This is a genomic window from Ralstonia flaminis (assembly GCF_958415495.1).
Classification (GTDB): domain Bacteria; phylum Pseudomonadota; class Gammaproteobacteria; order Burkholderiales; family Burkholderiaceae; genus Ralstonia; species Ralstonia flaminis.
Genome location: NZ_CATZLL010000002.1, coordinates 375052 through 387622, shown reverse-complemented (window position 1 = coordinate 387622; position 12571 = coordinate 375052). Strand labels below are relative to the sequence as shown.

General features: G+C 64.9%; 10 protein-coding genes. 1 reads left to right on the top strand and 9 read right to left on the bottom strand.

Annotated features, from left to right (window positions below):
• Window positions 1-84: 84 nt before the first annotated feature.
• The 7 genes from R2N11_RS04375 to R2N11_RS04345 all read right to left on the bottom strand — a co-directional run bounded on the left by R2N11_RS04375 (window position 85) and on the right by R2N11_RS04345 (window position 8352).
• The gene (locus tag R2N11_RS04375) at window positions 85-819 is read right to left on the bottom strand and encodes an ABC transporter ATP-binding protein (protein WP_199028039.1); all 735 of its coding nucleotides are present in this window, start codon (window positions 817-819) and stop codon (window positions 85-87) included.
• The gene (locus R2N11_RS04370) at window positions 816-1595 is read right to left on the bottom strand and encodes an ABC transporter ATP-binding protein (protein WP_199028041.1); all 780 of its coding nucleotides are present in this window, start codon (window positions 1593-1595) and stop codon (window positions 816-818) included. The genes R2N11_RS04375 and R2N11_RS04370 overlap by 4 nt, the downstream gene beginning before the upstream one ends.
• Before the next feature lie 7 nt (window positions 1596-1602).
• On the bottom strand, window positions 1603-2511 hold the full coding sequence (locus tag R2N11_RS04365) for a branched-chain amino acid ABC transporter permease (RefSeq protein WP_199028043.1): 909 nt from the start codon (window positions 2509-2511) through the stop codon (window positions 1603-1605).
• Window positions 2512-2524: 13 nt separating this feature from the next.
• Entirely contained in the window at window positions 2525-3406 is an 882-nt protein-coding gene (locus R2N11_RS04360; RefSeq protein ID WP_199028045.1) for a branched-chain amino acid ABC transporter permease, read from the bottom strand.
• Between the two features lie 108 nt (window positions 3407-3514).
• Window positions 3515-4675 (bottom strand): ABC transporter substrate-binding protein, encoded by a 1161-nt coding sequence (locus tag R2N11_RS04355; protein WP_199028047.1) that lies wholly within the window; start codon window positions 4673-4675, stop codon window positions 3515-3517.
• 444 nt (window positions 4676-5119) lie between these two features.
• Window positions 5120-7801: a sensor domain-containing diguanylate cyclase gene (locus tag R2N11_RS04350; RefSeq protein ID WP_199028049.1), complete on the bottom strand. Its 2682-nt coding sequence runs from the start codon at window positions 7799-7801 to the stop codon at window positions 5120-5122.
• A gap of 110 nt (window positions 7802-7911) precedes the next feature.
• Entirely contained in the window at window positions 7912-8352 is a 441-nt protein-coding gene (locus R2N11_RS04345; protein ID WP_199028122.1) for a surface-adhesin E family protein, read from the bottom strand.
• A gap of 128 nt (window positions 8353-8480) precedes the next feature.
• On the opposite strand from R2N11_RS04345, the gene R2N11_RS04340 reads away from it, so the two are divergent.
• Window positions 8481-9281 carry a YhfC family intramembrane metalloprotease gene (locus R2N11_RS04340; RefSeq protein WP_316680271.1) on the top strand — a complete coding sequence of 267 codons (801 nt, stop codon included), beginning with the start codon at window positions 8481-8483 and terminating at the stop codon, window positions 9279-9281.
• Between the two features lie 9 nt (window positions 9282-9290).
• Here R2N11_RS04340 and R2N11_RS04335 read toward each other — a convergent pair whose 3' ends face one another.
• A complete protein-coding gene (locus R2N11_RS04335; protein WP_316680270.1) occupies window positions 9291-10664 on the bottom strand; it encodes a sigma-54-dependent transcriptional regulator in 1374 nt (457 codons plus the stop codon).
• Window positions 10657-12567 carry a sensor histidine kinase gene (locus R2N11_RS04330; protein ID WP_316680269.1) on the bottom strand — a complete coding sequence of 637 codons (1911 nt, stop codon included), beginning with the start codon at window positions 12565-12567 and terminating at the stop codon, window positions 10657-10659. The genes R2N11_RS04335 and R2N11_RS04330 overlap by 8 nt, the downstream gene beginning before the upstream one ends.
• Window positions 12568-12571: the final 4 nt, after the last annotated feature.

Genomic DNA, 12571 nt, shown 5'->3' with positions numbered 1-12571 from the left:
TTTAGTGGAGGCGTACGCAGAAACGGGTACGCTTTGGGATAAAAAACCGGCACCAAGAGAGGGTGCCGGTTGTCTTTTACAGGCTCAGCCGCCCAGGTAGGCTTCGAGCACGCGCGGATTGCCCAGCAGGTTTTTCCCGCTGTCGGCCAGCACAATCTGGCCGGTCTCCAGCACATAGCCATGCTGTGCGATCTTCAGCGCCTGCCGCACGTTCTGCTCCACCAGGAAGATCGTCAGCCCTTCAGCGTTGATGGTGCGCAGGATGCGGAAGATCTCCTGCACGATGATCGGCGCCAGGCCCATTGACGGTTCATCGAGCAGCAGTACGCGCGGGCGGGCCATCAACGCACGGCCGATGGCGAGCATCTGCTGCTCGCCGCCCGACAGGTTGCCGGCCAGCCCATCGATGCGCTCCTTCAGGCGCGGGAACAGGTGGAACACGCGCTCCAGGTCGGAGGCAATCTGGGCGCGGTCCTTGCGCGCGTTTCGTGTGTACGCGCCCAGCTCCAGGTTCTCGCGCACCGTCATGGTGGTCAGCGTGGCGCGGCCCTCGGCCACCTGCACGAGGCCGCGCTGCACGCGCTTGTGGGGCGACCACTGCGAGACGTCTTCGCCCTCGAACAGGATCTGGCCGCGCACCTCGCCCTGCGATCTCGGAATCAGCCCCGACAGCGCCAGCAGCGTGGTCGACTTGCCTGCACCGTTGGCACCCACCAGCGAGGTGATCTCGCCAGTCTTGAGCGCAAAGTCGATGCCCTTGACGGCTGCAATGTGCCCGTACGACACGTCCAGCCCTTTGACTTCCAGCAGCGTGGTCATGCCGTTGCCTCCTCAGCATCATCATCGTCACGGCCCAGATAGGCCTCGATGACTTGCGGGTTGTTGCGAATCGCCTCCGGCGGCCCTTCGGCGATGATGCGGCCGAAGTTCAGCACCGCAATGCGTTCACACAGGCCCATCACGAAGCGCATGTCGTGCTCGATCATGAAGATCGTGTAGCCGCGCGCCTTGATGTTCTCTATCTCGGCCATCAGGTCGACCTTCTCGCCGGTGTTCATGCCGGCGACGGGCTCGTCGAGCAGCAGCAGCTTGGGCTCGGTCGCCAGCGCACGCGCGAGTTCAAGCTTGCGCTGGTCGCCGTATGAGAGGTTGTCAGCAATATCGTGCGCCTTGTGGTCGAGCTTGACCCACGAGAGCAGCTCCAGCGCACGGTCGCGCGCGCGGCGCTCGGCGGCGCGGTACTTGGGCAGCGAGAGCAGCAGCCCCGGCGCGCCGTAATCCAGATGCCGGTGCATACCGACCACCACGTTCTCCAGCAGCGTCATCTCCTTGAAGATGCGGATGTTCTGGAACGTGCGGGCAATGCCCATCTGCGTGATCTGGTGCGGCTTCTTGCCGACGAGGTTTTCGCCGTTGAAGGTGAGCGAACCACCGGTCGGTGCAAGCAGGCCGGTGATCAAATTGAACACTGTCGTCTTGCCAGCCCCGTTCGGGCCGATCAGGCCGAAGATGCTGCCCTGCGGCACTTCAATATTGACGTCCTGCAGAACCGACAAGCCGCCAAAGCTTTTGGAAATCGATGCAAGTTTCAGCATGGCGGCCTCAGCGCGATTCGTTGGAAGCAGCCCGGGTGTCACCGGTACTCGGCATCGTGCCACCGCGCTTAATGCCAAACCAGCGCGCGAAACGCGCCGGGTCCCAAATGCCCTTCGGCAAGAACAACACGATCACCATCAGGATCACGCCGTTGACAACCAGGCGGAAATCCTTGAACGCACGCAGCAACTCCGGCAGCAGCGAGAGGATCAGGCTGCCGAGGACTGGACCAGTCAGGCCATTGGTGCCGCCCAGGATGGTCATCGTGAGGATTTCCACGCCGCGGTCGAAGCCGAATTCGTTCGGGCCGATGAAGAACGTCAGGTGCGCATTGAGCGCGCCCGCCAGCCCGGCGATGGCCGCGCCCAGCGTGAACGCCAGCAGCTTGGTGCCTGCCACGTTAATGCCCATCAGGCCGGCGGCGGTCTCATCTTCCTTGATGGCCTCGAACGCGCGGCCCACCTTCGAGCGGCGCATGCGCGCGAGCACGAACAGCGTCAGCAACACGGCCAGCGCCACGTGCCACCACTGCGTGAGCTGCGGAATGCCGTTCAGGCCCAGCGCGCCGCCGGTCCAGTCTTCGGTGTTCAGGATCAGCACGCGCACCACCTCACCAAAGCCCAGCGTCGCCATGGCGAGGTACACACCAGACAGGCGCAGCGTCGGCCGACCGATGACGATCGCCACCACAGCCGGCGCCACCATACCGCCCAGCAGTGCCACCGAAAACGGCATCTCCGCATTCATCGTCAGCAGCGCCGCCGTATAGGCGCCAATGCCCATGAAGGCCGCATTCGCCATCGCCAGCAAGCCGCACGACAGCGTGAGATAGATGGACAGCGCCAGCAGCGCGTTGATGCCGAGCGTCAGCACCAGGTTGCTGTAGACCGACCAGAAATTGTCGAACCATTCCATGTCGTCGGCCTCCTTATGCCTTGCGTTCCAGCACCTTGCCGAACAGCCCTTGCGGCCGCACCAGCAGGATCAGGAACAGCAGACCGAACGCCACCGCATCACGCATGGTCGAGCCGATGTAGGCCACCGACAGCACCTCGGCAAACCCGAGGAACAGCCCGCCCAGCATCGCGCCGCGAATATCGCCCAAGCCGCCCAGGATGATGACCGCGATGCCCTTGTGCAGCATCGGCTGGCCCATCAGTGGGAACACCGCGTTGGAGTACAGGCCGATCAGCACACCCGACAATCCGCCCAGCGCGGCCGCCGCAAACGAGGTCAGCAGGAACAGGCCTTCCACGTTAATGCCCAGCAGCGCCGCCGCCTTGGGCGACTCTGCAATCGCGCGAAGCGCACGGCCCAATTGCGTGCGCTTGAGCAGCAGCATGAGCGCCGCCATCAGCACAAACGACAACACGATGATGCCCAGCTCCAGCGGCGTGAGGTGGATACCGCCGAGGTCCAGCGAGGCATCCGACACGAGCCCGGCCGGAAAGCGCATGTTCTCCGCGCCAAACACGCCTTGCATGGCGTTGTTGATGGCAATGCCCGCGCCGATGGTGGCGATCATCGGGATCAGGTGAGGCGCGTTGCGGCGGCGCAGCGGGCGCAGCAGCAGCACATCGATGATGAGCCCGGCCACGCCGCTCACGATAAAGCCGACGGCCAGCGCCGCCCATAGCGGCAATGTAAAGTGCGTCACAACCTGCAGCGCCGCATAGGCACCCAGCATGAACACCGCGCCGTGCGACAGGTTGATTACGCCCAGGATGCCGAAAACCAGCGTGAATCCCAGGGCGAACAACGCATACACGCAACCGAGCGACAGCGCATTGACGAGTTGCTGTTCCAGCATGATGAGTCAGATGAAGGGGTGGCCGAGGTTGCCCCGCGTGCCACAAAAAAGCGATGGGGCGTAGGTTTAGCTACGCCCCGCTTGTTCGGTCTCCAGGAGAACCGAAGATTACTTCTCGATCGTGTACTTGCCCGACTTGGTCACGCTCACGATCGGGGTCTGCACAGCGTCATAACCGGCCGGCTTGCCGCGTGCCGTCACCTGGCGGAACGCAAACGCACCGGTCGCACCCGTGTGCTTGACTGCCGGCAGCGCATCGCGAACGGCCTTGCGATCCGCTTCCAGGTTGCCGCTGAACTTGACCGTCTTCAGCGCTGCAGCCGCGATGTACATCGCGTCATACGCCTGCGCTGCGAACTGGTCCGGCGCAGCCTTGTACTTGGCGGTGTAAGCGGTGATGAACTTGGTGTTCTCCGGCGTGTGGTTCTCGATCGACCACGGGCTGCCCACCCACAGGCCATCGGACTTGTCCTTGGCCAGGTCGAACACCTTGACCGAGTTCATGCCGTTGCCGCCAATGACCGGCACGTTCAAGCCGAGTTGGCGAGCCTGCACCATGATCGGACCACCCTCAGCAATCAGTGCTGACAGCACGATCGCATCTGGGTTGGTTGCCTTGATCTTGGTGAGCTGGGCCTTGAAGTCCACGTCGCCCTTGGCAAAGGTCTCGGTGGTCGTGACCGGAATCTTCAGGTCTTCCAGGGCTTTCTTGAAGTTGTCGTAGCCGCTCTTGGTGAAGACGTCGTCGTTGCCGTACAGCACGGCAACCTTCTTCACGCCAGCCTTCTTCACCACGGTCTGGATGGTGGCCGGCAGCACGTCGGCTTCGGTCACGGAGTTGCGGAAGACGTAATCGCCAATGCTGGTGATGCCGTCTGCCGTGTTGGAAGTGCCGAAGGCCACCGTCTTGGCGGCCTGCGCGATCGGGTCAGCCGCCTGCGCAGAGTTGGACAGCGTGGGGCCAAACACCATTGCCACCTTGTCCTGGAAGATCAGCTTCTTGAAGACGTTGATGGCCTCTTCCTTCTTGCCCTGCTCGTCTTCGATCACCAGCGCGATCTTGCTGCCGTTGACACCACCGGCGGCGTTGATCTCGTCAGCCGCCAGCTGGAAGCCGTTGCGGATGGCCACGCCGTACTGGGCTGCGCCGCCCGACAGTGCTTCAGCCACACCGATCTTGATGTCCTGGGCTGCCGATGCTGCGCCCGTTGCGATTGCCGCCCCCGCAGCCACTGCCGTCAACAGCAGCCGTTTGATCATTTTTTGCATGCGAACCTGCTCCTTGTTTGTCCGTCGCGATTGCGTGAATGCGATTCGTCTCGAAGATGCGCTGGCCCAACACCGTCGCTCCCCCGCATGCGCCCTGCATCGCGTCCGGCCGCGTGTCTGCCCGGGTTTCGCGTCACAAGACAGTGTTGGCGAGACCGCAAGAGACCTGCCCGACGAGCGATGCCGGATCGGGCATGCGCGCATCGGAGTGCGTCGGAGTGTGAAGCGAAGGCGCCATGGGTACAGCGCTCTTGTGCGGCGCGCCAGGGTGGCCGGCACGCGCAGTCAGTCGCGGGACTTTACCGGAAAGCGCACGACCGTGCGATAGGGGATTGTCCGCCGCCCAGCCTGGGGGGCGGTTGTTGTGATGCAGCATTGACCGCACAGCAGCGCCAAAACGCCATCGAGCGTACCCGTTTCTGCGTGCTGTGCGGCAGCGCGAAATCAGCCCGCCGAAAGCTCGTCCGCGCTCACAAACAGGCCTTTGCCGCGCGACTTGGCTTCGTACAACGCCTCATCGGCGGCCTCGAAGACCACGCTCTGCGCCAGCGTCCGGCCATCAAAACCCGCCAGGCCGATGCTGCTGCCAATCTGCACGGTGATCTCGCCCAGGCGAAACGGCTTGTTGCACGCAGCAAGGACATTGCGCGCGACAGTCTTGGCATCGTCCAGGTGCGGGAGCTGCTCCAGCACCACAGCAAACTCATCGCCGCCAAAGCGCGCTACGCCGTCATACGGCCGCACGGCGCGCGCCAGGCGCTGCGCGAAGGCGCGCAGCAGTGCATCGCCCACGGAGTGGCCGTGCGTATCGTTGACCGCCTTGAAACCGTCCAGATCCAGCAGCAGCAGCGCACCCACGGTGTCAGCCACACGCGCCTGATCCAGCGCGGCGAGCAAGCGCTCATCAAAGCCGGCGCGATTGAGCAGGCCTGTCAGGTGATCGGTGGTGGTCAGCGCGCGCAAGCGTAGCTCTTGCTTTTTGCGCTCGGTGATGTCGAGCGTGACAGCGTGCACGCCGGCCACGTTCCCCTGTGCATCGAACTGCGGCAGGTAGCTGACCTCTTCACAGCGGTACAGGTCACGGCCGCGATATTCGCGTTCGAAGACGACGGTCTCGCCGGCCAGCGCGCGCCGCAGGGAGTCACACAGGCTACGGTAGCCGTCCTCGCCCACCACCTCGCGCACGGTCTGCCCGAGCATGGTGGCGGCAGGCCGTCCGTAGGCCTTCTCGTAGGCGGCATTCAGGAAGCGGAAGCGCTCATTCGTGTCGACAAAGGACACCAGGGCGGGCAGTGCATCCGTCACCGTCTGCAGTGTTTCGCGGCTGCGCTGCAGCTCTTCCTTGGCGGCTCTGTCCTGCGTGATGTCGCGCATGATGGACGAGAAGTGTTCCATCCAGCCGCCCGGGTTGCGGTGCGCGATGATCATGTGGTTGATCGGCACAACCTCACCGTTGACGCCACGCACGGTGGTCTCGCCAATCCACACGCCGTCGCGCGCTGCGGCGGGTACGGCCACTTCACGCAGCCAATCCAGCGTCTCCGGCGGATAGAAATCGCCAACGGTCAGGGTACGCACGTCGGCCTCCAGCGGGATGCCGGCAAAGCGCCGGCCAGCCGGGTTGATGTAGGTGACATTGCCGAGCAGGTCGGTCTGCGCGACGAAGTCGGTGGTGGAATCGAGAATCTTGGTCAGCACGCGCGAGGCCTGCTCGGCGCGTGCGCGTTCGGTGATGTCCTCCATTGCGCCGACGTGGCCGACCACCTTGCCATCTACCCGCACAGGCGCGGTATTGACCACGAGCAGACGCTCGCCAATGCTCGGCACGATCACGCGCTGCTCGGCGCTGTAGCCGGTACCGTGCGCGACGGCATCGCGCCAGCCCGCTTCCCTGGCATCCCGGTCGTTCGGGTGCAGGCGGGCCAGCCACACGTCGGCCAGCGCCTCTTCATGCGTGGCACCAAGCAGTTGTCGATACGCCTCGTTGGCGTAGACCGTGCGGCCAGCAGCATCGGTACGGAACAGGCCCATCGGCGATGCATCGTTCACGGCTTCCAGCTCGGCGCGCTGGCGGGTCACCTCGCCCATCAGCTTGTGGAACGCGGTGGAAACCGCTTCGATTTCCGCCGAAGCACTGGGCAACGCCAGCGGCTGCGCGTCACGCAAATCGGTGCGCGAGAGCTGCGTCATGGCGGCATGCAAGCGGCCCAGCGGGCGCAGCAGCCACAGCATCGCCGCCCACACCGATACACCAATCAGCGCAGCCAGCAGCACGAGTGACCAGCGAAAGCGCTGGCGCATGATGAAGAGTTGCCGGTTGGCCTCGGCACCAGGCAGCACGGCACCCAGTGTCCAGCCGGTGGCGATGATGTCTTGCGTGGTGACGACGTCGCCGCCGGGCCCTGGCAGCGCGGCCAGATCACTGCGAAACGCCGCCGCAATGGCCGGATCGGCATCAAGCGGTGCGAGCGTCTTGTCGGCATCGGGGTGCACGATGTAGACGGGGTGCTCCCCGCGCTCGATCAGGTAGACATGGCCTGTCCGGCCTACGCGCATATCGCGCAGGTCCCCCAGAAAGTTCGGCTGAAGCAGGTACAGCGCTGCGCCGATCAGCCCGATGAGGCGGCCATCCTTGTCGTGCACAGGGGCGGCCAGGATGATGACGGGCTCACCGCCCACGCGGTTGTGCAGCGGTTCGGAGATGGTCGGCTGGTCGACCACCATGACCTGCTTGAAGTAGTCCCGGTCAGTGATATCGATGCCGATCACGCCTTCGCGGTACGGCGAGGTTGCCGTGACCTTGCCGTCAGCCGACGCCAGGAACATGCCGTTGAACAGGCCGCTGGTGGGCAGGATGGACTCGAAGAAATGGGTACGCTGCTCCGGCGTCTCGAATCGCACCGTATGCATCTGCTGCGCGGTGCGCTCCAGCACACCCAGGTAAGCATCGAGCCGCTGCTTGAGATCGTCGGCGGATTCCCGCACCAGCGTGGTTTGCTGCGCCTTGATCTGCGCCATCATCTCGCGGCGGATCGGCTCGCGCTGCGACCAGCCAAACAGGCTCACCGCCGTCACGCTGATGACGGTCGCCATGATGGCCGCCTGCGACTTCAGGGTGAGTTTCATTGGACAGGAACAGTAGCCAGCCAACAGTGATAGGGAGCGCTCACCATAGTGCTATGCCCGCAGGCTGGTGTCGAGTTGCCAGTGCGCCGACGGCGCATGCACGCAACGGTCTAGTGACGCGCGCAGACGTAGGCGGCCGAACGCGCTGCCAGCGTACCCGGCCGGATGCGCATCCAGTGTGCGCCGGCGGCAGTATCGGAGTCGAGCGTGGCGCCACCAGGGTCGCGTACCACATAGTCGACCAGGCGGATGCGCTGCCGGCGGCAGTCGATCTCCTGGCGCGAGAGGATCACCGTACCTGGCCGATAGCGGGTGCCATGAGCACGGCGCTCACCCCGCTTGAGCACGGTGCGGGCCAGAAAGGTCTTGTGGCCGATATGGTTCGAGCGCAGTGAATTGCGGTCGATCGAGGCCGCTACCGAGGTCGTCGTCAGGTACTCGTGCCAGCGCGCCGCCCGTGCGGGTACGGCCATGCCGATGGCACCGATGCCCACGCCACACACCCAGATCCACCGCCAAAACATGCGTTTCACGACCGTCTGCCCTGCCAAGAAGCGCGGCACCTGCTGCCGCCCGCATACATTGTAACAATCGCCCCGTCAGGGACGCGCGGCGGTGCCCACCGAGGCGGCCACGCCCCTCAGGTAGCATGCGGGCAACCTGATCTGCGTCATCCGCCATGCCAACCGTTCCACTTACCACCCTTGCCGCCCATGCCTTTGCCGCCGTGCTGATCGCCTGTGTGCCGATTGGCGCGTGGCTCTGGCTACGCCGGCGCTTTGACCTGGCGTGGCGCGACATCTTCGTAGGTGCGGCGGTATTCGTCGTATTTGCGCTGGTGCTGGAGCGCCTGCTGCATGTCTATCTGCTGCAGCTCAATCCGGTGACGGCGCAATGGCTGCGCGCACCCGCGCTGTTCGTCATTTATGGGGCGCTGATGGCGGGGCTGTTCGAAGAGTTCGGCCGCTGGCTGGGTCTGCGCTTTCTCACGCGCAAGCCCGGTGGCGCAGCCACCCCCGTTGCCTACGCGCTCGGGCATGCTGGCATCGAGGCGTGGCTGGTCGGCACGGCATCACAAGCGCAGACGGTGATGTTTGGCATCGCCGCCAAACGGGGCGATCTGGACACGCGCTTGGCGGCCAGTGGCGCCGAATCCATGATCGGCACGATACACGCGATGCTGATGCAGCTCTCGCCGTGGCTGGCTGCGGGTGCGGCGGTCGAACGCATCGCGGCAATGCTGATCCAGTTCACCCTGACGCTGGTGGTGTGGTACGCGGTGCGGCAGCGGCGTTTTGCGATGGTCGTGCTGGCAATTCTGCTGCACGCACTGGCCGACCTGCCTGCTGCGCTTTATCAGGTGCACGTGCTGCCGCTGGCGGTAACGGAGGCCGTCTACGCCGTGGTTGCCGTGCTGCTGGCAGCAACGTGCTGGCCGCCGCAGGGCGGCAGGAAGATCGGCGAGTCGTCGCTGCGTTAGGGCACTGCGTTAGTTGGGTCGGAAGCGATCCGGCTCGATACCGTGCCGATTGAGCTTGTCGTACAGCGTCTTGCGCGGCACGGCCAACAGATCGGCAGCGCGGGCGACGTTGCCTTCGGTGGCACGCAGCGCCTCCTCAATGGTGGCGCGCTCCACCGCCATCATGCGACCGGCCAACGAGTGCTGACTCGCCTCCGTTGCGACCAGGCCGTCGTCCAACCCCAGGCAGAAGCGCTCGGCCACGTTCTTGAGTTCACGCACGTTGCCGGGCCAGTCGTGGTGCTGCCAGCGCATCATGTCCTGCGCGGACCAATCCGGCACGGCGCGGTCATAACGCAGGCCCGCCTGCTGCAGAAAGTGGGCCATCAGCAGCGGAATGTCTTCCGCGCGCTGACGCAGAGCCGGCAGCGCAATCGACACGACGTTCAGGCGGTAGTACAAGTCCGCGCGAAACGCACCACGATCCGACGCCTCCTTCAGATCCACCTTGGCTGCTGCCACCACGCGGCAATCGACCGGCACGCTGGCATTGCTGCCGAGCCGCTCGATGCTGCGTTCCTGCAGCGCACGCAGCAGCTTGGCCTGCAACGCCAGCGGCATCGATTCGATCTCGTCGAGAAACAACGTGCCGCCGTTGGCGTATTCCATTTTGCCGATGCGACGGCGGTTCGCGCCGGTGAAGGCACCCGCCTCGTGGCCGAACATCTCGCTCTCGAACACGGACTCGGGCAGTGCCGCGCAATTGAGCGCGACAAACGGGCCGCGCCGCCGGCTGCCCTCGTGAATGGCGCGAGCGAGCACTTCCTTACCCGAGCCGGTCTCGCCGGTGACGAGGATGTCGGCGTCGGTCGGCGCCAGCGCGGTGACGAGCCGGCGCACGTTCTGCATGGCCGCACTCTGGCCGATCAGTGGGTACGCCTGCCGGCCTTGCAGCGCCGCCTGTAACGCTTCATGCAGGCGCAGGTTTTCGGACGTGAGCCTGCGCTTTTCCAGCGCGCGCCGCACCACGTCGACCAAACGCTCGGAGTGAAACGGCTTCTCCATGAAGTCGTAAGCACCGGCGCGCATGGCGGCCACGGCCATCGTCACATCACCATGGCCGGTGATGAGGATGACGGGCAATTGGCGATCGTGCTGCAGCATCTCGCGCAGTACGGCCAGGCCGTCACGGCCGGGCAGGCGCACATCGGTGACAACCACGGCCGGTGTTTGTGTGCCGAGCGCTGTGAGCGCGCTTTCCGCATCGGCAAAGGATTGCACTGGCACATCCGCCAGCGTCAGCGCTTGCTCGCAGCCCAGGCGCACCACGTCGTCGTCTTCGATCAGGAAGACAGGCGCGTGATCGATGGGGGAAGACAGATCAGGAGAGACGTTTTCAGGCATGCGGTTTTACGACACGTTCCAGCTCGATGACGAATTCTGCGCCGCCAGCGCCGTCGTCGGCATGTTGGCCCACCAGCCGTCCGCCAAAATCTTCGATGATGGCCAGTGAGATTGCCAACCCGAGCCCAAGGCCCTGGCCGTCGTCCTTGGTGGTGAAAAAGGGCTCGAATAGGCGCGGCAGTACGTCGGCGGGGATACCCGGGCCGAAGTCGCGCACGGTGATGCGTACCCAATTCTCGATGGGCTCAACGCTCACATGGACAGCGGCGGATTCTGGTTGTGAGGTCTCGGCCATCGCATCAATGGCGTTGCGAATGAGGTTGACAAGCACCTGCTCCAGGCGCACGGCGTTGGCCCAGACAGCCAGGTCGGCCGACACCGGTGGGGCTGTCACCGTCACACCCACCTGACGGCGGCGGGTTTCCACCAGCATCAGCGCCTGGCGGATCGCCTCGTCCACCGACACCGCCGCACGCGCCGCATCACCCTTGCGTGAGAACGCCTTGATGTGAGAGACGATGCGCCCCATGCGATTGGCAAGCTGGCTGATGAGGGTGAGATTGCCGCGCACCTCGTCGATGCGGCCGCGCTCCGCAAGCTGATTGGCGTTGTCGGACAGGGTAGTCAGCGCGGTGAGCGGTTGATTGAGTTCGTGCGTGATGCCGGCGGCCATCTGACCCAGCACCGCGAGCTTGCCCGCCTGCACAGCAGCATCGCGCGTCTCGCGCAGGATGCGCTGCGTGGCGTCGAGTGCCTCGACCTTGCTGGCGAGCGCGGTGTTGGCGGAAGTCAGTTCAGCCGTGCGCTGGGCAATGCGCGCTTCCAGGTCGCGTTGGACTTCACGCAGGGCAGCGCGTGCGCGGCGTTGCTCTTCGCGTCGGCGGGTACGCAGGCGCAGCGCGACGAACACGGAGAAGACCAATGCCATCGCAAACGCTGCGCTGGCACCGGCCACCAGGGCGGTGCGTTGCTCATCGCGCGGGTCAATCAGCACGACGACCTGCCAGCCAAGCAATCCCACGGGCCGGTACTGCACACGCAGTGTCGACACCGATTTTCCGGGCAGCGCAACGCGTACGGCCTGGGGTGGCCGGTCCGCAGAAAAGGGTACGCCCCCGGCTTGTGTGTCGAGCGGCGTGAGGGTGTGCGGCGCGTATTGGCGCGTCGCGTCGAGGGCAGTTTGCTGTTCGGGACTCAGCGTACCGAGTGTGCGGTACTTCCACTCAGGCACGGAAGACAGAAAGATCACGCCATGGCGATCCACCAGGAGCACCGTGTCGCCACTGCGCGAAAGCGATGCCTCGAAGGCGTCCAGGTTGACCTTCACGACCACCACGCCGATCGGCTTGGTGCCTTCGCGTACAGGGGCGGCCACAAAATAGCCCGTCTCGCCGGTGGTGTTGCCCACGCCGTAGAAGCGGCCCAGGCCCTCGCGCATGGCCTCGGCAAAGTACGGGCGAAACGCGTAGTTCTGGCCGACGAAGGAAGTCGGCAGATCCCAGTTGCTGGCCGCAATCGTGAGGCCGGTGGTATTGATCAGGTGAGCGGCAGCCAGATCGGTGGCCGCCTGGACTTCTTTCAGATAGGCATTGGCGGCACGACGCATGGTGGCGTCCCCCGCCTGCGAGCCTTCCAGCAGCGCAACGTGTAGCACATGCTCCAGTGCAGCCAGACGCGGCAGCGATTCATAGCGCGCCAGCGTGCTGCGCAGGTTCTGCGCGTAAAAGGTGGTGCGCTGGCCGGCTTCTTCAGCGCGCGTGGCAACGTAGCGTTGCAGGGCGACGGCGTAGGCGCCCCACCCTGCCGCCGCGCAGCACGCGGCCATCGCCAGCGCAACGGCCAGCCGCCAGCCGCGCCCGCGTGCGGGGTGGGCAAGGTCGGCGTGGCCGTCGGGTTGGGTCATGAAT

Coding starts and splice junctions, on each gene's coding strand:
- R2N11_RS04365 (WP_199028043.1), bottom strand. CDS start 2,511: ATGGAATGGTTCGACAATTTCTGGTCGGTCTACAGCAACCTGGTGCTG.
- R2N11_RS04335 (WP_316680270.1), bottom strand. CDS start 10,664: ATGCCTGAAAACGTCTCTCCTGATCTGTCTTCCCCCATCGATCACGCG.
- R2N11_RS04350 (WP_199028049.1), bottom strand. CDS start 7,801: ATGAAACTCACCCTGAAGTCGCAGGCGGCCATCATGGCGACCGTCATC.
- R2N11_RS04330 (WP_316680269.1), bottom strand. CDS start 12,567: ATGACCCAACCCGACGGCCACGCCGACCTTGCCCACCCCGCACGCGGG.
- R2N11_RS04370 (WP_199028041.1), bottom strand. CDS start 1,595: ATGCTGAAACTTGCATCGATTTCCAAAAGCTTTGGCGGCTTGTCGGTT.
- R2N11_RS04355 (WP_199028047.1), bottom strand. CDS start 4,675: ATGCAAAAAATGATCAAACGGCTGCTGTTGACGGCAGTGGCTGCGGGG.
- R2N11_RS04375 (WP_199028039.1), bottom strand. CDS start 819: ATGACCACGCTGCTGGAAGTCAAAGGGCTGGACGTGTCGTACGGGCAC.
- R2N11_RS04360 (WP_199028045.1), bottom strand. CDS start 3,406: ATGCTGGAACAGCAACTCGTCAATGCGCTGTCGCTCGGTTGCGTGTAT.
- R2N11_RS04340 (WP_316680271.1), top strand. CDS start 8,481: ATGCCAACCGTTCCACTTACCACCCTTGCCGCCCATGCCTTTGCCGCC.